The sequence below is a fragment of the Azotobacter salinestris genome (assembly GCF_009363155.1).
In the GTDB taxonomy this organism is placed as follows: Bacteria; Pseudomonadota; Gammaproteobacteria; order Pseudomonadales; family Pseudomonadaceae; genus Azotobacter; species Azotobacter salinestris.
Genome location: NZ_CP045302.1, coordinates 4,650,811 through 4,669,761 on the forward strand (window position 1 = coordinate 4,650,811; position 18,951 = coordinate 4,669,761).

An 18,951-nucleotide genomic window follows, 5' to 3' on the forward strand; every position below is an offset into this window, starting at 1 on the left:
AACATGTTCCTCGGAGGGAACCGCTGTCATGAAAACTTCCGGTGTCCTAACCCTGACCCTCAGTCTGTCGATGCTCGCCGGCGCCGTGAAGGCCGCCGAGGTCCGCGAAGACGCCGATTCCAATGTCTCGCACGGCAAGTCGCTGGGCGGCATGAACGGCATGATGATCGGCGCCATCGGCGGCCCGATCGGCATGCTGATCGGTGCCGGCGTCGGCATGCTGGTCGGTGACGGTGCGGAGGAGGTGGCCGAGAACACCCTGTCCAGCTCCGGCAAGCCCCAGCCTGCCGAGTCCTCCACCAATTCCAGCAAAACCGTCACCCGCTGAGAACTTTCCGGCCCGGCCTTGAGCCGGGCCGTTTTCTCACCCCACCAAACCCATCCGCTCTTCGCCGGACCTGAAGTCGGCGAAGAAGGCCTGGACCTGCTCGGGCCGGACCTCGGCGAGGGTCGGCGGATTCCAGCGCGGCGATTTGTCCTTGTCGACCAGCAGCGCCCGCACGCCTTCCATGATGTCGCCCCGTTCGAACCACTGGCGATCCAGATGCAGTTCCAGGGCGAAGCAGTCGTCGAGGGACAGATGGCGACCACGCTGCAGCAGCTCCAGGGTCACGCAGAGCGCCAGTGGCGAGCGGCTGTCCATCAGCCGGACGGTTTCCTCGGCCCAGGCGCGGTATTCCGGACGGTGCTCGGCGAGCAGCGAGGCACGGATGGTCGGAATATCCGGCTGCGAGAAGTGGGTTTCGATGGCTGGGTGCAGCTTCTTGAGCTCGGAGCCCGGCAGGTGACGCTTGCCGAAGGCGGCCAGCAGGTTGCCGAGCGCCTGGCGCGGATGCACCTCCCAGGTCAGGTCATCGAGGCTGCGCTCCAGCTCGGCGAAGCCCTCGCTGGGCAGGTACCAGTCGGCCAGGCCGGCGTAGAGGGCATCGGCAGGCGACAGATGCACGCCGGTGATGCCCAGGTAGAGGCCGAGGGCGTCGGGCAGGCGGGAGAGGAAGTAGCTGCTGCCGACGTCCGGGAAGTAGCCGATGCCGACTTCCGGCATGCCGATCCGGGTCCGCTCGCTGATCACCCGCAGCATGCTGCCCTGGACCAGGCCCAGACCGCCACCGAGAACGAAGCCGTCCATCAGGGCCAGCACCGGCTTGGGGTAGCAGTGCAGGTAGTAGTCGAGGGCGTATTCCTTCTCGAAGAAGGTCAGGTGGCGGCCGTCGCCGGCGCGGAAGCTGTCGTACAGGGCACGGATGTCGCCGCCGGCGCAGAAGGCCTTGTTGCCGGCGCCGCGCAGTACCACGGCGAGGATCGTCGGGTCCGCCGCCCAGGCTTCGAGCTGGCGATGCAGGGCGCAGACCATCGGCAGGGTCAGGGTGTTGAGGCTGGCCGGACGGTTCAGCGTCAGGTGGCCGATGCGGTTGCGCTCCGTAACCAGTACGGGGCAGTCGGAAAGGTGCGTCATGGGTGATTGTCCTTGTTGTAGAGGTGGATAATCGCGGAGAAATCCAGGGCTTCGTTGCCCTGGGTGACGAAAACCTGGTAGAGCTGCTGGGCGAGGGCGCCGAGGGGCACCGGCTGGCCGACGTGGCGGGCAGCCTCGCTGGCCAGTCCGAGGTCCTTGAGCATCAGGTTGCTGCGAAAGCCCCCGCTGTAGCCGCGGGCGGCGGGGACGTTTTCCAGCACGCCGGGAAAGGGGTTGTAGGTGTCCGAGCTCCAGCAGCGGCCGCTCGAGCTGTTGATCACCCCGGCCAGCACTTTGGCGTCCATGCCCAGGGCCACGCCCAGGCTCATCGCCTCGGCGGCGCCGATCATGGAAATGCCGAGCAGCAGGTTGTTGGCGACCTTGGCCACTTGGCCATTGCCGGCATCGCCGCAGTGAACGATGTTGCGGCCCATGGCGGCGAGGACCGGCCGGGCCCGCTCGAAATCCTCCGCGGCGCCGCCGACCATGAAGGTCAGGGTGCCGGCCGCGGCGCCCGCCGTGCCGCCGGAGACCGGCGCATCGAGCATGGGGTTGCCGCACGTCCGGGCTGCGGCGGCGACTTCGCGGGCGCTCAGCGGGTCGATGGTGGAGCTGTCGATCAGCAGGACGCCGGGGCGGACATGGGCGAGCAGACCGTCTTCGCCGAGGTAGACCGTCTTCACATGGGTGGCGGCGGGCAGCATGGTGATGATCAGCTCGGCTTCGCTGTGCGCCACGGCGGCGGGCGAGTCGCAGGCGCTCGCCCCGGCCTCGACCAGGGCGGCGACGGCCGCTTCGGAGAGGTCGCAGACGCTCAGGCGGTGACCGGCCTTGAGCAGGTTGCGCGCCATCGGCGCCCCCATGTTGCCGAGTCCGATGAAGCCGATGTGCATGACGATTTCCTCCGCGGCTCACTTGAGGGCGATGGTGGTGTCCAGCGGACCGCCGACTGCGTCTTCGCCGAACCAGCGCTGGGGGGCGGTCCTGGTCGGGGCGAGCTCCACGGTCGGCTTGCCGTAGAGGGCCGGGTCGCCGAGCTGCCGGCCCCGGAGTCCGCCACCTCCGGCATCGGCCAGGGACTTGACCTGCTTGGCGGTGCGGATCGCCGCCAGCTTCTCGAGGTTCTTGCGGATCGGTTGCCGGTAGTTGAGAGGAATCCGTGTGCCGGCGGCGATCGGCGTCTTGCGCCGGCTCCTGGAAGCCATGAGGGCGCCAGCCGCCGCCGCGTTCGGCTCCGCCGCAGGGGCGAAGGGGACGCGGGCCAGAACTTGCCGGCTGGCCGGGTCGGCCACGTTGCGCCACTGCCCACCGGCGGAGTCGACGAACTGGCCGTCGATCAGTCGCCCGACGCGGGGAATGGCGCCTTGCTCGCTCATGGGAAACCCCATTCTTATTGTTGTTCTCGCCCGATGCTGGGGCGGACTCTGCCTAGGAGGCTAGCAGTGCGACTCTGCCGCTGCCATTGGCGCTATTGCCAATTGCAAATTCGTCGAAATGCGCTAGTGTGGTGAATCACAAGTTCGCTTCATTATTTATTTGCAAGGCTCGAGCAGCCCTGCCGACAGAGGCCAGGATTTCACCTGCTCCCTTACTCCAGCGGAAGGGCCTTGGATTCTGGTTGTAAGTCGCCAGGTAATACTCGATGGCCTGCTCGAGATCCTTCACGCTGGTATGGGCCTGGCGCCTTATCCACTTCTGGGTGAGCATCGAGAAAAAGCGCTCCACCAGATTCAGCCATGACGCAGACGTCGGGGTGAAATGCACATGATGACGCGGGTGTGCGACAAGCCAGGCACGCACCTTGTCGGTCTTGTGCACGGCATAGTTATCCATGATCAGGTGTATGGCCTTGTCGCTCTCGACCGTTTCCTCGATGGCCCTGAGAAACTCCAGGAATTCTGCGCTGCGGTGACGGCGCTTGAGACGTCCGATCACCTCGCCGGTGGCCACATCCAGGGCGGCAAACAAGGACGTCGTGCCATGGCGCTGATAATCATGGGTACGGGTCGCCGGATACCCAGGCTCCAGCGGCAGCCCCGGCTGTGTTCGATTGAGCGCCTGGATCTGGCTTTTCTCATCGACGCACAGTACCAGCGCTTTATCCGGCGGATTCAGGTAGAGCCCTACGATATCCTGCACCTTGTCGACAAAGGCAGGATCGGTGGACAGCTTGAAGGTGTGCTCCAGGTGAGGCTTGAGCCCGAAGGCTCGCCAGATACGCTGTACGCTCGCCGGTGAAATATGGGTGGCCTTGCTCATCCGGCGCGAGCTCCAATGACTGGCATCGTCGGGCCTGGTCTGCCGCACCCGGTCGACCACTTCCTGGACCTTTTCATCACTGATGCTGCGTGGGCGGCCTGAGCGCGGCTCGTCATTGAGGCCTTGCAGGCCCAAACGGGCGAAGCGAAGGCGCCACCTCGAAACGGTTTGCGCCGTAATGCCGAGCCGTCGAGCAATGGAAGAGCCGGACTCGCCTCGAGCGCAGGACAGAATGATCTCGGCGCGCAGCTGCATATCGGCAGGCCCCTTGTGCCTGGCTCGGCGGCGGGTGAGTTCGGCATGCTCGTGTTCGGTCAGTTCGATCCGAACGGCTGGGCGGCCTGTTTTCATCGCATGCCCTCCGAAAAAACTCTGTCAGCTCCGCGGTAGACAAGTCTTATCCTGAGTAGTTGTGATTCACCACACTAGCTTCGGCGCAGACTGTGCCCCATTGCGGCATGCGAAGTACCGCCGGGGATCAATGTCCGGCACTAAAACGTGCGATGTCCGCACGCTTCAGTCGATCCGCGCCCCGGCGGCGATCCAGGCGCCGATCAGTTCGCGTTCCTCCACTGTCATTCCGGTGATGTTGCCGAGCGGCATGAGCTGACTGGCCACCGCCTGGGCGTGGATCTTCGGCGCCAGGCTGCGGATCTGCTCGGGACTGTCGAGCACCACCCCGCCCGGTGCGCTGGCGAACAGCGGGCTGGTGGGCCTGGCGGAGTGGCAGACCGTGCAGCGCGTGTGGATCACGTCGGCGACTCGGTCGAACCGGCCGGCCGGCGCCTTGTTGCCGGCGGCCGGCGCGGACACCTGACGCGGCGCGCTGACGAAGGCCAGGCAGAGCATCCCTAGGGCTGCGGCCGGCAGCGCCCAGGCGAAGCGCTGGCTCCGGTGCCGGGTGTTGAAGTAGTGGCGCACCAGCACGGCGAGCGCCGAGAGGCCGGCGAGGATCGCCCAGTTCCACGAACTGCCGTAGGTGCTGGGGAAGTGGTTGCTGATCATGATGAACAGCACCGGCAGCGTCAGGTAGTTGTTGTGCCGCGAGCGCAGGAGGCCCTTGGCCGGCAGGCGCGGGTCCGGTGCACGGCCTTCCTCGATGGCTTTCACCAGATCGCGCTGCGCCGGCATGATGATGCGGAACACGTTGCCGACCATCAGGGTGCCGATCAGCGCGCCGGTGTGGATGTAGGCGGCGCGCCCGCCGAACACCTGGCTGTAGCCCCAGGCGGCGAGGACGATCAGCGCGAACAGCACGCCGCCGAGCAGCGCCGGGCGTTTGCCCAGCGGCGAATCGCACAGGCGGTCGTAGACGAACCAGCCGGCGATCAGCGAGCCGAAGCCCAGAGCCACCGCCGCTGCCGGCGGCAGCGCGCTGCCGGGGGCGAGCAGGTAGAGGCCGGGATTCAAGTAGTAGACCGCCGTGAGCAGGGCGATGCCGGACAGCCAGGTGCTGTAGGCCTCCCACTTGAACCAGTGGAGCTTCTCCGGCATGCGCGGCGGGGCCAGCTTGTACTTTTCCAGGTGGTAGATGCCGCCGCCGTGGATCGCCCAGAGATCGCCGGCGAGTCCTTCGCGGGGATTGCACCGGTCGAGGTTGTTCTCCAGCCAGACGAAATAGAAGGAGGCGCCGATCCAGGCGATGCCGACGATCATGTGAATCCAGCGGATGGCGAGGTTCAGCCATTCGGTCAGGTGTGCTTCCACGCAGGATACCTCTGGCCCGCGCCAGCGGGCCTGTCTGTCACGGATGGCGCAGGAGCAGTTGCTCGCCTTCGCCGAAGAAGTGCTCGTCGCAGTTGGCGCCGGCGCCGCTGCGGTCGATCACCAGAAACTCGTCGTCGTCCACCAGCGCCAGCACCGGATGGTGCCAGACGCCGCGCTGGTAGTTGATGCCCTGGCGGCCGTTGCCGAGGAAGGCGCGGACCTGTTCCGGGCGCGGGGCGTCGCCCGGCGGGGCGACCACGATCAGGAAGGGGTTGCCGCGCAGCGGCACGAACGCCTGGCTGCCCAGCGGGTGGCGCTCCAGCATGCGGATGGTCAGCGGCATCGGCAGGGGGCGGGCGACGAAGATGCTGACGATGGCCCGGTCCTCCGGCGCGCTGGTCTGCACCTGGGCGAGGGCGTGGTAACGGCGGGTCGAGCCGTTGTTGATCAGGAAATGGTCGCTGCCCTCGGTTTCGATCACCTCGCCGAAGGGGGCGAAGGCGGCCTTGCTCAGGGGTTCGATGCTCAGGGTGCGCATGGGGCCTCCAGTGGCTCGCTCTCCCCTCGGGGGAGAAGGGTGGGGATCAGCGGGCCAGCCGCCCGAACAGTCGCAGGCGGCTGACGCCGCCGTCGGGGAAGACGTTCAGGCGCACGTGGGTGATCGGCCCGAGCGGCTTGATCTCTCCGACGAACTCGTGCTCCTGGTGCATCGAGAGCTTCTGGCTGGGCAGCAGCTCGCGCCAGAACAGGCTCTGGGTCTCGATCTGGCTGTCGGTACCGCCTTTCACGAAGGCCGCCTGGATCGAGCAGCTGTCCGGGTAGTTGCCCTTGAAGTGCAGGGTGTCGACGACGATCCGCTCGATTTCGCCGGGATGGCCGAGGGCGACGATCACCCAGTCGTTGCCCGGGGTGCGGCGGCGCGCGGTTTCCCAGCCGTCGCCCATGTTCACCCCGCGTCCCGGGTTGAGCAGGTTGCCCATGCGCCCGAAGTGCTCGTCGGAGCAGGCCAGGGCGCGCCCGCCGTTGAGCGCGGCGGCCAGATCGAGCGACTCGTCGGCGCCGACCGCGCTCCAGTCGCGGTAGGGGATGCCGTAGACGCGCAGGCGCGCCACGCCGCCGTCCGGGTAGATGTTGAAGCGCAGGTGGCTCCAGGGACGCTGGTCGGCGATGGCGTGGTAGTGGTGGCTGTTGCCCTGAAGCTCCACCGCCGGCAGCAGCTCGACCCATTCGGTGTGCTCGTCGGGATCGCCTTCGGCGAGGAAGCAGGCTTCCAGCGAGGCGGACGGTGGGTAGTTGCCGGTGAAATGGCGGGTGTCGATGTCCACGCCCTTGATCGTGCCGGGTACGCCGAGGCGCAGCACCACGTGGTCGTAGCCCTCGAAGCGCTTGCGCCGCGACTCCCAGCCGTCCATCCACTTGCCGTTGTCGTCGTAGACGCCTTCCTTCCACTCGGGCTCGGTGGGCTGGAGCATCCGCTCGACCGGCGCGAACCAGTCGTCGGTGACGTGGAGGGCGCGGGTGCCGAGGCGGGCGTCGGCGAGGTTCAGGTATTTCTCGAAGGGGGCGGCGTAGTTCTTCATGTGTGGTCCTTACATCGCCTGCAGGCGGAACAGGGCGATCTTGTCGATTTCGGCCAGGGCGCGGGCGAATTCCTGCTCGGGCGTGTGGTTCAGGCGCTCCTCGAAGGCGGCGAGGATCCGCTGCCGGTCGCTGCCCTTCACCGCCATGATGAAGACGAAGCCGAAGCGTGCCTGGTAGGCGGCATTGAGGCGCTCGAAGCGCTCGAACTCTTCGGGCGTGCAGTCCTGAATGCCGGCGCCGGCCTGCTCGGCCGTGCTGGCCGCGCTCAGCTCGCCGCGCACCGCGGCCTTGCCGGCCAGGTCCGGGTGGGCCTGGATCAGCGCCAGCTGCGCTTCGTGGGGCGCGGCGCGGACGACCTGTGCCAGGCGCGCGTGCAGGCGCTCGATGTCGTCGTCTTCCTGGCCGATTCCCTGGTCGAAGACGGTTTCGGCGATCCACGGCGAGTGCTCGTAGACGCCGCCGAAGGTTTCGATGAACGCCTCGCGGGACAGGGACGAGGGCTTGACGGTGGCGAAGGCGGTCATTGGCCGGCTCCCGGAAAGGGGTGGGTGGCATGCCAGTGGCGGGCGATGTCGATGCGTCGGGCGAACCAGACCTTGTCATGGCCCTTCACGTAGTCGACGAAGCGCTGCAGGGCGGCGAAGCGCGCCGGGCGGCCGAGCAGGCGGCAGTGCATGCCGATCGAGAGCATCTTCGGCGCGCCGGCCTCGCCCTCGGCGTAGAGCACGTCGAAGGCGTCCTTGAGGTAGGTGAAGAAGTCGTCGCCGCTGTTGAAGCCCTGTACCTGGGTGAAGCGCATGTCGTTGGTGTCCAGGGTGTAGGGGATCACCAGATGGGGTTTTGCCGCTGTGGAGGCCGGGTCCCAGTAGGGCAGGTCGTCGTCGTAGGCGTCCGAGTCGTAGAGAAAGCCGCCTTCCTCGCGCACCAGCCGACGGGTGTTGGGGCCGAGGCGCCCGGTGTACCAGCCGAGCGGGCGTCCGCCGGCGATCCGGGCGAGGATGTCGATGGCCCGGTCCAGATGCGCCTTCTCCTCGGCCTCGTCCATGTACTGATAGTCGATCCAGCGGTAGCCGTGGCTGCAGATCTCGTGGCCGTCGGCGACCATCGTCCTGATGACTTCGGGATGACGCTCGGCGGCCATGGCCACGGCGAACACGGTGAGCGGAATGCCCTCGCGGCGGAACAGCTCGAGCAGGCGCCAGACCCCGGCGCGGCTGCCGTATTCGTAGAGCGACTCCATGCACAGGTTGCGCACGCCCGGCAGCGGCTGGGCGGCGACCATCTCGGAGAGGAAGGCCTCGGACTCCTGGTCGCCGTGGAGGATGCAGCGCTCGCCGCCTTCCTCGTAGTTGAGCACGAAGGACAGGGCGATGCGCGCCTCGCCCGGCCAGTGCGGATGGGGCGGCTGGCCGGCGTAACCGATCAGGTCGCGGGGGTAGGGGCTGGTCACGAGAGTCTCCTATCGGCGGGTGTCTGGGCTTGAAACTATCGAGCCAAGGGTATTTCCTGCAAATCTACCGCTCATCCGGATGCAGGAGGAAGGGGCCGCCGGCTCCGCAGTACCCATGGCCAGACTGACCACCCACGTGCTCGACACCACCCACGGCTGCCCCGGCGCGGGCATCGCCATCGACCTCTACCGGCTCGACGGCGAGCAGCGGCAACTGCTGGCGCAGGCCGTGACCAATGCCGACGGGCGCTGCGACGCGCCGCTGCTGGAGGGCGAGGCGTTTCGCGCCGGCGTCTACGAGCTGCATTTTCATGCCGGCGACTACTACCGCCGCCGCGGGCTGAGCCTGGCCGAGCCGGCCTTTCTCGACGTGGTGGTGCTGCGCGTCAGGCTGGGCGGCGAGGGGCATTACCACGTGCCGCTGCTGGTGTCGCCCTACGGGTATTCGACCTACCGCGGCAGTTAGAGCAGCCTTGTCGTGGGGCACTCTCGACTGGAGTGCCCTCGGTGGTACTGCGCAACCTCCACGGCCGCGCCGAGCCGCTGGTCGACGACCTGGCCAGCCTGGCCCTGGCCGAGCAGGGCGAGTACCTGTGCAGCGGCTGCAATCCCTTGCGCGTCTCCGGCAACTGCAGTTCCTGCCAGGAGCCGATTGATGGTCTGCTGCGCGTCACGCCAGGTGGCGTTGGGTGAGTAGCGGACGCTAGCGTCAGATTGAATCAATTCAGAACAATGATCTTGGAGACCAAATCTGCGCTGTTCTTTGCCGTTAGCTTCTTCATCAGGCGCGCCCGATGTACTTCCACAGTTCGGTGGGAAATTCCCAGCTTGCGGCCGATCTCCTTGCAGGTAAGGCCGTTGACGATGTACGCCGAGATTTCCCGCTCGCGAGGCGTCAGGTTCACTGTCGCGCGGATGGAACGGTCGATGCGCTCGAAGTGCCAGACCATCAGCCGGAAGGGTTCCTCGGGCGTCAGCGTGTAGCCATCGGCATGCGCCCAGAAGACTTTGCCGTCGCACTGCTGCATGAATCGTTCGTCGGAGTAGGAGCGACTCTTGCGCAGCCAGCTCAGGCAACGCTCGCCAATCGCCCGGTAGTCGGCGCGCGAGGGATAGAGCCGCAGGATCAGCTGGCCAAGCAGTTCCTGACGCTCATAGCCGAACAGACGTTGGAACGCTTCGTTGCAGTCGAGTATCAGGCGATTTCCGGTGATCACCTGCGGCGCTGGCGAAACCCGGAACGCCAGGCCGGCCAGATCGCCAGGTTCGGACGTATGTGCTGCCATACCTTGTCCTTCATGCGATTTGCCTTCAAGTACAGCCTAAACGACCTGATCCGCCCGGCCACCAATACTCACGCTTGTACGTAGTTGCACGCATACCGGGCGTGCCAATCGTGCGCCATCGTAAATCCAGCACACCGACAGCGCCGCTGCGTACCGGTCGATGTCGCTACAAGACCTCATGGTTTTCGGTCCTCATAACAACAACGGGAGACCGTGGCGAAAGCCGCCTTCTCGGCCGAGCCGCCGTCACCCGGTCAGCAACAGAGGCAATTCAAATGATCACGGATTCGGTATCCATCGTGGCCAGCGGCCACACCCGTTTCGGCAGGCTGGAAGGCCGCACGCTCGAGGACCTGATCGTCGAGGCGACGCGCGAGGCGCTGGAAGAGGCCGCGGTGGACGCGGCGGAGATCGATGCGGTGTTCCTCGGCCATTTCAATTCGGGAATGGTGGCGGATGGCTTCCCGGCCTCGCTGGCGCTGCAGGCGGACCCGGCGCTGCGCTTCAAGCCGGCCAGCCGTTGCGAAAACGCCTGCGCCTCGGGTTCCGCGGCGATCCGGGCCGGGATCTGCGCGATCCGCTCGGGCGCTGCCGAACTGGTACTGGTGGTCGGTGCGGAAAAGATGACCTCCAACTCCACCAGCGTCGTCACCCGTGCCCTGGCTGGCGCCGGCTACCAGAATGATCCGCAGGAGGCCGCCTTGAGCTTCCCGCAGCAGTTCGGCATGGCCGCCCGGCAATATGGAGAGCGCTACCGGGATCCGCTGGGAGCGATGGCAGCCATAGCGGTTAAGAACCATGGCAATGCCATGAGCAACCCGCTGGCGCAGATGCACAGGGAGATGAGCCTCGAACACTGCAACACGGTGTCCGAGAGCAACCCGCTGATCGCGCCGCCACTGCGCCTGACCGATTGTTCGCTGATCTCCGACGGCGCTGCGGCAATCGTGCTGGCCTCGACGAAGCGGGCCAGGCAGTTCCGCCGCAGCGTGGCCATCCGCGCCATGGCTCAGGTCAACGACTTCCTGCCCCTCTCGAGGCGGGACTTCCTGGCCTTCGAAGGTCCGCAGCGGGCGATCCGATCCGCCCTGGAGCATGCCGGTGTGACCCTTGCCGACCTGCACTTCGCCGAGGTGCATGACTGCTTCACCATCGCCGAGCTGATGATCTACGAAGCCATGGGGCTGGCACCGAAAGGCGAGGGATTCCGCGCGCTGGAGGATGGCACGGTACTGGCCGACGGGCGTCTGCCGGTGAACCTCTCCGGAGGCCTCAAGGCCAAGGGCCATCCGGTGGGCGCGACCGGGGTGTCGATGCACGCCATGGCGTTCCGCCAGCTCACCGGCAAGCCCATGGGCATCGCCCTGCAGCAGCCAGAGTTCGGCCTGGTGTTCAACATGGGCGGCATGGCGGTGGCGAATTACGCCAGCGTGCTGCAAGCGGAGAGGGCCTGACCATGAACCTCGCCAACTGGCTGAACGATGCCGCGCGCCGCTGGCCCGAGCGGCCGGCCCTGTACGAAGGCGAGCGGCCGGTCGCGAACTACCGGACGTTCGCGGCCAGCGCCGGCGCGCTGGCAACGGCGCTGCGCGATGACTACGACATCGCGCCGGGAGAGCACGTCGCGCTGTTCATGAAGAACTGCTGCGAGTACCTGGAGCTGCTCTACGCCATCTGGTGGGCCGGCGCGGTAGCGGTACCGATCAACTGCAAGCTGCATCGCAGCGAGGCTGCCTGGATCGCCGACGACGCTCAGGCCCGGCTGATCTTCACCGACGACGGAAGCCTGTTCGCCGAGGGCGAACTGCCCGCGCAATGCCGGGAGTTGGCCGGCCGCGGAAGCACGATCGAGCGACTTAAGCAGGCCGCCCCTCTATGGGCAGGTCCCACCCGGCGCAGCCCGGACGACCTCGCCTGGCTGTTCTATACCTCCGGCACCACGGGGCGCTCCAAGGGGGTGATGCTTTCCCACGGCAACCTGACGGCGATGTCCCTCTGCTATCCGGTCGATGTCGATCCAGTCAGCGCGGACGACGCTTGCGTCTATGCCGCGCCCATGTCCCATGGGGCGGGGTTGTACAACTTCATCCATGTTCGCTGCGGAGCCCGGCACGTGATTCCCGCCTCACGCGGCTTCGATGCCGCCGAGCTGTTCGGGCTGGCCAGGAGGCTGGGGCAACTGACCCTGTTCGCGGCACCGACCATGGTCAAGCGCATGGTCGAAGAGGCACGGCGCCAGGGTTATGACGGCGACGGCATCAAGTCCATCGTCTACGGCGGCGCACCCATGTATCTGGCCGATCTGCAGGAGGCGGTGGCGACCTTCGGCCCGCGGCTGATCCAGATCTACGGCCAGGGCGAAAGTCCGATGACGATCACGGCGCTCTCTCGCGAGCTGATCGCCGACCGAGCCCGGTCGGATTGGCAGCGGCTGGCGTTCTCGGTCGGCTATGCGCAGTCGTGCGTCGAGGTCTGCGTGGTGGATGGATCGCGTCATCCACTGCCACCAGGCCAGCCCGGCGAGGTTGTCGTGCGCGGTCCCAGCGTAATGCAGGGCTATTGGCGCAACGAGGCGGCAACCGGTGCGACTCTGGTGGACGGCTGGTTATATACCGGCGACATCGGTTACCTGGACCAGGATGGATTGCTGACTCTCACCGACCGCTCCAAGGACGTGATCATCTCCGGGGGCAGCAATATCTATCCCCGCGAAGTGGAGGAGGTGCTGGCGCTGCATCCGGCGATCTCCGAAGTTTCGGTGGTCGGCGAGCCGGATCCCGACTGGGGAGAACGCGTGGTGGCCTTCGTCGTCCTTCGTCCGGGCGAGCAGGCGAGCGCGCAGGCTCTCAACGCCTGGTTCATCGAGCGCATGGCATCGTTCAAGAAGCCCAAACGCTACCTGTTCAGCCAGGAGCTGCCGAAGAACAGCTACGGCAAGACTCTCAAGAGCGAACTGCGCCGCTGCCTATGACCCGCGCCGATGCACCGAACGCCCGGCAGCGAAGGTTTCCCGCACCGCCCGGTCGTCGCCAAGGATCATCAGGGCGAAGAGTTTTTCCTCGAGGCTGCGCGCCTGTTCCAGGCGGCGGGCGAGCAGCGGCGTGGCCTTGTAGTCCAGCACCACGAAATCGGCGTCCTTGCCCGGTTGCAGGTTGCCGATCTGTTCGTCCAGATAAAGCGCCCGGGCGCCGCCGAGGGTGGCCAGGTACAGGGCCTTGAACGGATCGAGCTGCTGCCCCTGCAGCTGCAGCACCTTGTAGGCCTCGTTGAGGCTCTGCAGTTGGGAGAAGCTGGTGCCGCCGCCGACGTCCGTGCCCAGGCCGACGCGCACGCCGTGCCCTTCCAGCCTGGCCAGGTCGAACAGGCCGCTGCCGAGGAACAGGTTGGAGGTCGGGCAGAAAGCCACCGCCGAGCCGCTCGCGCCGAGGCGCCAGCACTCGTCGTCGCAGAGATGGATGCCGTGGGCGAACACCGAGCGGGCGCCGAGCAGGCGGTGGTGGTCGTAGACGTCCAGGTAGTGCTTGCGCTCGGGGAACAGCTCCTTCACCCACTCGATCTCCGCGCGGTTCTCGGACAGGTGGGTGTGCAGGTAGAGCCCGGGGTATTCGCGCAGCAGCCGGCCGGCCAGCTCGAGCTGCTCGGGCGTGCTGGTCGGCGCGAAGCGCGGGGTGACGGCATAGTGCAGGCGGCCCTTGCCGTGCCAGCGCTCGATCAGCGTCTTGCTCTCGTCGTAGCCGGAGGCGGCGTCGTCGCGCAGGTCGTCCGGGGCATTGCGGTCCATCAGCACCTTGCCGGCGATCATCCGCAGGTCGAGTCGACTCGCCTCCTCGAAGAAGGCATCCACCGACTGCGGATGCACGGTGGCGAACACCAGCGCGGTGGTGGTGCCGTTGCGCAGAAGCTCGGCGAGGAACAGGCGCGCCTGGGCGCGGGCATGCGCCGGGTCGGCGAAGCGCGCCTCGGCGGGGAAGGTGTAGGTTTCCAGCCACTCCAGCAACTGGGTGCCGTAGGAGGCGATCACGTCCAGCTGCGGGTAGTGGATGTGGGTGTCGACGAAGCCGGGAAGGATCAGCGCGTCATGGTACTCGACCACTTCGACCCCGGCCGGCAAGGTCGGCAGCAGGCTGGCGGCGTCGCCGATCTGCGCCACCTTGCCGTCCTCGACCAGCAGCAGGCCATCCTCGAAATACTGGCAGGAACGCTCGATGCCGACCACGCGGGGATCGGCGAGGCAGTGGAGCAGGGCGGCGCGGTAGGCGTGCATCGGACGGTCCTTCATGTGTTGAGTCGGTCCCGACAAGGTAGGAGCCAGCTGGCTGGCGATCAGTTTGTAGGGTGGACAACGCCGCAGGCTTGTCTGCCATGGTGAATGGCTTCGGCCATCCACCCTACAGACTTTCAGGCCGGGCTGCGTCGCGAGGCTGGCAGCAGTCTGGCGATGCGCTCGCCGCCCTGGCTTTCCTCTCCGAAACGGGCGTTGTAGGTGGCGATCACCTCGCCGGCGATGGAGATGGCGATTTCCAGCGGCAGCTTGCCCTTCACCTCGGGCAGGCCCATCGGGCAGCGCATGCGCTGCACCACTTCGGCGGCCAGGCCGCGTTCGTGCAGGCGGTGCTCGAAGCGGGCGCGCTTGCTCTTCGAGCCGATCAGCCCGAAATAGGCGAAGTCGTTGCGTTTGAGGATGGCCTCGGCGAGCTGCAGGTCGAGCTGGTGATCGTGGGTCATGACGATGAAGTAGCTGCCGGCGGGCATCCGCTCGACCTCCACGAGCACCTCGTCGTTCACCACCTGTTCCACCCCGGCCGGTACGGGGTCGGGGAATTCCTGCGCGCGCGCGTCGATCCAGCGCAGCCGGCACGGCAGGCCGGCGAGCAGCGGCGCCAGGGCGCGGCCGACGTGGCCGGCGCCGAACAGGGCGATACGCGCCTGCGGCTGGCCCAGCGGTTCGAACAGCAGCACGGTGGCGCCGCCGCAGCACTGGCCGAGGCTGGCGCCGAGGGCGAAGCGCTCCAGGCGCGCGGCCTGGCTGCGGCTCTCCAGCATCTCGCGGGCGATCTGCAGGGCCTTGAATTCCAGGTGGCCGCCGCCGATGGTGTCGTGCAGCCGCTCGCGCTCGACCACCATCTTCGCCCCGGCATTGCGCGGCGTGGAGCCCTGCTCCTCGACGATGGTCACCAGCACGCAGGGTTCGCCGCGTTGCTTGAGGTCGGCGAGGGCGTCGATCCAGCTCATGTTGCTCATGGTTTGGTCCTTGGTAGGGTGGACAACGCTTTGCTTGTCCACCTTGAGCCCCCGAAGATGGATACGGTGGAAAACGCTTCGCGGTTTTCCACCCTACGTTGATTCGCCCGTGTGCTCGTGCACCGCACCTTGGGGCTGCTGCAGCCTTTTCATCTGCTCCACGCCCCAGAGCACCCGCTCCGGGGTCGCCGGGGCGTCGATGGCCGGCTGCAGGCGGTAGTCGGCGAGGCTGGCCACGGCGTCCTTGATCGCGCACCACACGGAGATGCCGAGCATGAACGGCGGCTCGCCGACGGCCTTGGAGTGGAACACCGTGTCCTCCGGGTTGCGGCGGTTCTCCACCAGCTTGACCCGCAGATCGGCCGGCACATCGGCGACCGTGGGGATCTTGTAGCTGGCCGGCCCGGCGGTGAGCAGGCGGCCCTTGTCGTCCCAGACCAGCTCCTCGCTGGTCAGCCAGCCCATGCCCTGGACGAAGCCGCCCTCGACCTGGCCGATGTCGATGGCCGGGTTCAGCGAGGCGCCGACGTCGTGGAGGATGTCGGCGCGCAGCAGGCGGTACTCGCCGGTCAGGGTGTCGACCAGCACCTCGGCGCAGGCCATGCCGAAGGCGTAGTAGTAGAACGGCCGGCCGCGCGCCTGGGCGCGGTCGTAGTAGATCTTCGGCGTACGGTAGAAGCCGGTGCTGGAGAGCGACACCTGGCCGACGTAGGCCGCCTGGATCAGCTCCTCGAAGCTCAGGTAGCGGTCGCGGATGCGCACCTGGCCGTTCCTGAACTGCACATCTTCCTCGCCGACCTGCCAGTGCCGGGCGGCGAATTCGACCAGGCGCTGCTTGATGGTCTGCGCAGCTTCCTTGGCCGCCTTGCCGTTCAGATCGGCGCCGCTGGAGGCGGCGGTGGGCGAGGTGTTGGGCACCTTGCCGGTGTTCGTCGGGCTGATCTGGATGCGCGCGATGTCCACCTGGAACACCTCGGCGACTACCTGGGCAACCTTGGTGTTGAGGCCCTGGCCCATCTCGGTTCCGCCGTGGTTGAGGTGGATGCTGCCGTCGGTGTAGACGTGCACCAGTGCGCCGGCCTGGTTGAGGAAGCTCGACGTGAAGCTGATGCCGAACTTCACCGGAGTCAGCGCCAGGCCCTTCTTCAGCACCGGGCTCTGCGCGTTGAAGGCGCGGATTTCCTCGCGGCGTGCGGCGTAGTCGCAGCTTGCTTCCAGCTCGGCGGTCATCTCCTCGAGCAGGTTGTGTTCCACCGTCTGGTGGTAGTGGGTGACGTTGCGCTCGCTCTTGCCGTAGTAGTTGAGCTTGCGCACCGCGAGCGGGTCCTTGCCGAGCCGGCGGGCGATGGCGTCCATGATCTCCTCGATGGCGAGCATCCCCTGCGGGCCGCCGAAGCCGCGAAAGGCGGTGTTCGAGGCGAGGTTGGTCTTGCAGCGGTGGCCGTCGATCAGCGCTTCGCCCAGGTAGTAGGCGTTGTCGGCGTGGAACATCGCGCGGTCGACGATGGCCCCCGAGAGGTCCGGCGAATAGCCGCAGTTGGCCGCCAGCTGGATGTGCACGCCGTGCAGGCGGCCGTCGTCGTCGAAGCCGACCTCGTACTCCAGCTGGAAGGGATGGCGCTTGCCGGTGATGCGCATGTCCTCGTTGCGCGGCAGGCGCATCTTGGTCGGCCGCCCGGTGAGGCGGGCGATCACCGCGCATAGGCAGGCCGGCGCCGCGGCCTGGGTTTCCTTGCCGCCGAAGCCGCCGCCCATGCGGCGCATGTCCACTTCCACCTTGTTCATCGGCACGCCGAGCACCTCGGCGACCAGCTTCTGCACCTCGGTGGGGTGCTGGGTCGAGCTGTGGACCAGCATGCCGCCGTCCTCGGTGGGCAGCACCGCGGCGATCTGCGTCTCCAGGTAGAAATGCTCCTGGCCGCCGATCCGCAGGCTGCCGGCGAGGCGATGGGGGGCGCTGGCCAGCGCCGCGGCCGCGTCGCCGCGCCGGTGGCTGTGACTGTCGAGGACGAACTGCTGGCGGCGCAGGGCCTCGTCCACCGTCAGCACCGGCTCCAGGTCCTCGTACTCGATCACCGCCGCCAGCGCCGCGCGGCGGGCGTTCTCCAGGCTGTCGGCGGCCACCGCCAGCACCGGCTGGCCGAGGTACTGCACGGTGCCGTCGGCGAGCAGCGGGTCGCCGGGGAACACCGGGCCGATGTCCAGCTTGCCGGGCACGTCGGCGCTGGTGATGGCGATGGCCACGCCGGGGACGGCGTAGCATGGCGCGGTGTCGATCCTGAGGATGCGCGCATGGGCACGCTCGGACAGGCGCGCGTAGACGTGCAGCTGGTTGGGAAACTCCAGGCGATCGTCGACGTAGAGCGCCTCGCCGGTCACGTGCTTGGCCGCGCTCTCGTGCCTGACGCTGCGGCCGACGCCGCTGACCAGCTCCGCGCGGAACAGCGCGGCGAGTTCTTCCTGGGTATGGGGTGTGAGGTTAGACATGATCGGTCACCCGGGTCGGCAGTGCCGGCGTGTGCAGTTCGAGGAAGGCCTTGCGCAGCAGGTTCTGCGCGGCGAGCAGGCGGTACTCGCGGCTGGCGCGGAAATCGCTGAGCGGCGCGAAGTCGCCGGCCAGCGCCGCGCAGGCGCGCTCGATGGCAGCGGCATCGAACGGCTGGCCGAGCAGGGCCTGCTCGCAGGCCGCGGCGCGTCTGGACGTCGCCGCCATGCCGCCGAAGGCGATGCGCGCTCCGCGCACCCGGCCGTCCTCGATCTGCAGGTTGAAGGCGGCGCAGACCGCCGAGATGTCGTCGTCCAGGCGCTTGGACAGCTTGTAGGCGCGAAACGCCTGGCCGGGACGGGCGCGCGGCACGAGGATCTTCTCGATGAACTCGCCCGGCTCCAGGGCGGTGACCCGGTAGTCGAGGAAGAAGTCCTCCAGCGCCAGGCTGCGGCTGGCCTCGCCCTTGCGCAGCAGCAGGCGCGCGCCGAGGGCGATCAGCAGCGGCGGTGCGTCGCCGATCGGCGAGGCGTTGCCGATGTTGCCGCCCAGGGTGCCCTGGTTGCGGATCTGCAGGGAGGCGAAGCGCGCGAGCAGGGCGCCGAAGTCTGGGTACTCGGCGGCCAGCGCGGCATAGCAGTCGGTGAGCGGCGTGGCGGCACCGATCTCGATGGCCTCGTTGCCCACCGTCACCCGCTTCAGCTCCTCGATCCGGCCGAGGTGGATGGTCAGCGGCAGGGCGCGGTGCTGCTGGGTCACCTCCAGGGCGAGGTCGGTGCCGCCGGCGAACAGCCGCGCTTCGGGGTGGGCCGCGTAGAGCGCGGCCAGTTCGGCGACGCTGGCCGGCAGCAGGCAGCGCCTGTCGCCGTCGGCCAGCTCGGTGCCGTCCCGGGCGATGGCCTTGAGCGCGGCGACGATCTCGGCCTCGGCGGCGTCGAACTGGTCCGGCGGCGCAGCGCTGCAGGCCTGCTCGGCGGCGGCGAGGATCGGCCGGTAGCCGGTGCAGCGGCAGAGGTTGCCGGCCAGGGCCGTGCAGGCCTCGTCCCGGTCGGGACCGCCGGCGTTCTTCTGCAGGGCGAACAGCGACATGACCACGCCGGGCGTGCAGAAGCCGCACTGCGAGGCGTGCTGGTCGACCACCGCCTGCTGCACGCTGTGCAGCTGCCCCTGGTGCCGGAGGTCTTCCACCGTGAGCAACTGCTTGCCGTGCAGGGCGGCGACGAAGGTCAGGCAGGCGTTGAGGCTGCGGTAGCGCAGGCGTTCCCGGCCGCCCTCGTCGACCAGCTCGCCGACCACCACGGTGCAGGCGCCGCAGTCGCCGGAGGCGCAGCCTTCCTTGGTGCCGGTGCGGTGCAGGTGCTCGCGCAGGTAGCGCAGCACCGTGAGGTTCGGGTCGAGGGCGCGTTCGCTGCGCAGCTCGCGGTTGAGAAGAAACTGGATCACGGCATTCTCCGGGGATTCGACGGTAGCGCATGTAGGGTGGGAA

Annotated in this window: 19 protein-coding genes; 5 read left to right on the forward strand and 14 right to left on the reverse strand. The window is 67.6% G+C overall.

Annotation, left to right across the window (positions count from 1 at the left end; translation table 11 throughout):
- Positions 1-28 precede the first annotated feature (28 nt).
- A complete protein-coding gene (locus GCU53_RS22015; protein ID WP_244306916.1) occupies positions 29-328 on the forward strand; it encodes a hypothetical protein in 300 nt (99 codons plus the stop codon).
- A 36-nt stretch (positions 329-364) separates the two neighbouring features.
- Here GCU53_RS22015 and GCU53_RS22020 read toward each other — a convergent pair whose 3' ends face one another.
- From GCU53_RS22020 to puuE, 9 genes are all read right to left on the reverse strand, one after another.
- Entirely contained in the window at positions 365-1,456 is a 1,092-nt protein-coding gene (locus GCU53_RS22020; RefSeq protein ID WP_152389481.1) for an enoyl-CoA hydratase/isomerase family protein, read from the reverse strand.
- A complete protein-coding gene (gene mmsB / locus GCU53_RS22025; RefSeq protein WP_152389482.1) occupies positions 1,453-2,349 on the reverse strand; it encodes a 3-hydroxyisobutyrate dehydrogenase in 897 nt (298 codons plus the stop codon). The genes GCU53_RS22020 and mmsB overlap by 4 nt, the downstream gene beginning before the upstream one ends.
- 18 nt (positions 2,350-2,367) lie before the next feature.
- The gene (locus tag GCU53_RS22030) at positions 2,368-2,832 is read right to left on the reverse strand and encodes an aldehyde dehydrogenase family protein (RefSeq protein WP_167520100.1); all 465 of its coding nucleotides are present in this window, start codon (positions 2,830-2,832) and stop codon (positions 2,368-2,370) included.
- A 136-nt stretch (positions 2,833-2,968) separates the two neighbouring features.
- Entirely contained in the window at positions 2,969-4,066 is a 1,098-nt protein-coding gene (locus tag GCU53_RS22035) for an IS630 family transposase (RefSeq protein ID WP_152389484.1), read from the reverse strand.
- Positions 4,067-4,231: 165 nt separating this feature from the next.
- A complete protein-coding gene (locus GCU53_RS22040; RefSeq protein WP_152389485.1) occupies positions 4,232-5,422 on the reverse strand; it encodes a urate hydroxylase PuuD in 1,191 nt (396 codons plus the stop codon).
- A gap of 37 nt (positions 5,423-5,459) precedes the next feature.
- The gene (locus tag GCU53_RS22045; RefSeq protein ID WP_152389486.1) at positions 5,460-5,960 is read right to left on the reverse strand and encodes an ureidoglycolate lyase; all 501 of its coding nucleotides are present in this window, start codon (positions 5,958-5,960) and stop codon (positions 5,460-5,462) included.
- A 46-nt stretch (positions 5,961-6,006) separates the two neighbouring features.
- On the reverse strand, positions 6,007-7,002 hold the full coding sequence (gene alc / locus GCU53_RS22050) for an allantoicase (protein ID WP_152389487.1): 996 nt from the start codon (positions 7,000-7,002) through the stop codon (positions 6,007-6,009).
- 9 nt (positions 7,003-7,011) lie between these two features.
- Complete coding sequence (gene uraD, locus GCU53_RS22055; RefSeq protein WP_152389488.1) at positions 7,012-7,527, reverse strand: 2-oxo-4-hydroxy-4-carboxy-5-ureidoimidazoline decarboxylase; 516 nt, start codon at positions 7,525-7,527, stop codon at positions 7,012-7,014.
- A complete protein-coding gene (gene puuE / locus GCU53_RS22060) occupies positions 7,524-8,453 on the reverse strand; it encodes an allantoinase PuuE (RefSeq protein WP_152389489.1) in 930 nt (309 codons plus the stop codon). The genes uraD and puuE overlap by 4 nt, the downstream gene beginning before the upstream one ends.
- Before the next feature lie 115 nt (positions 8,454-8,568).
- On the opposite strand from puuE, the gene uraH reads away from it, so the two are divergent.
- Together uraH and GCU53_RS22070 are read left to right on the forward strand one after the other, a co-directional pair.
- Positions 8,569-8,919: a hydroxyisourate hydrolase gene (gene uraH / locus GCU53_RS22065; protein WP_152389490.1), complete on the forward strand. Its 351-nt coding sequence runs from the start codon at positions 8,569-8,571 to the stop codon at positions 8,917-8,919.
- A 41-nt stretch (positions 8,920-8,960) separates the two neighbouring features.
- Positions 8,961-9,146, forward strand: coding sequence for a hypothetical protein (locus GCU53_RS22070; RefSeq protein WP_152389491.1), 186 nt, complete (start codon positions 8,961-8,963; stop codon positions 9,144-9,146).
- A 26-nt stretch (positions 9,147-9,172) separates the two neighbouring features.
- Here GCU53_RS22070 and GCU53_RS22075 read toward each other — a convergent pair whose 3' ends face one another.
- Positions 9,173-9,739, reverse strand: coding sequence for a LuxR C-terminal-related transcriptional regulator (locus GCU53_RS22075; protein WP_152389492.1), 567 nt, complete (start codon positions 9,737-9,739; stop codon positions 9,173-9,175).
- A 275-nt stretch (positions 9,740-10,014) separates the two neighbouring features.
- On the opposite strand from GCU53_RS22075, the gene GCU53_RS22085 reads away from it, so the two are divergent.
- Positions 10,015-11,193, forward strand: a complete 1,179-nt coding sequence (locus tag GCU53_RS22085; protein ID WP_152389493.1) for an acetyl-CoA acetyltransferase — start codon at positions 10,015-10,017, stop codon at positions 11,191-11,193.
- Between the two features lie 2 nt (positions 11,194-11,195).
- On the forward strand, positions 11,196-12,710 hold the full coding sequence (locus GCU53_RS22090) for a class I adenylate-forming enzyme family protein (protein ID WP_152389494.1): 1,515 nt from the start codon (positions 11,196-11,198) through the stop codon (positions 12,708-12,710).
- Here GCU53_RS22090 and guaD read toward each other — a convergent pair.
- The 4 genes from guaD to xdhA all read right to left on the reverse strand — a co-directional run bounded on the left by guaD (position 12,705) and on the right by xdhA (position 18,908).
- Positions 12,705-14,003, reverse strand: a complete 1,299-nt coding sequence (guaD, locus tag GCU53_RS22095; protein ID WP_152390018.1) for a guanine deaminase — start codon at positions 14,001-14,003, stop codon at positions 12,705-12,707. The two genes, GCU53_RS22090 and guaD, sit on opposite strands and share 6 nt — an antisense overlap.
- A gap of 134 nt (positions 14,004-14,137) precedes the next feature.
- Complete coding sequence (gene xdhC / locus GCU53_RS22100; RefSeq protein WP_152389495.1) at positions 14,138-14,980, reverse strand: xanthine dehydrogenase accessory protein XdhC; 843 nt, start codon at positions 14,978-14,980, stop codon at positions 14,138-14,140.
- Between the two features lie 93 nt (positions 14,981-15,073).
- Positions 15,074-17,467: a xanthine dehydrogenase molybdopterin binding subunit gene (gene xdhB, locus GCU53_RS22105; protein WP_152389496.1), complete on the reverse strand. Its 2,394-nt coding sequence runs from the start codon at positions 17,465-17,467 to the stop codon at positions 15,074-15,076.
- Positions 17,460-18,908 carry a xanthine dehydrogenase small subunit gene (gene xdhA / locus GCU53_RS22110; RefSeq protein ID WP_152389497.1) on the reverse strand — a complete coding sequence of 483 codons (1,449 nt, stop codon included), beginning with the start codon at positions 18,906-18,908 and terminating at the stop codon, positions 17,460-17,462. Before xdhA ends, xdhB begins: the two co-directional genes overlap by 8 nt.
- Between the last annotated feature and the right edge of the window lie 43 nt (positions 18,909-18,951).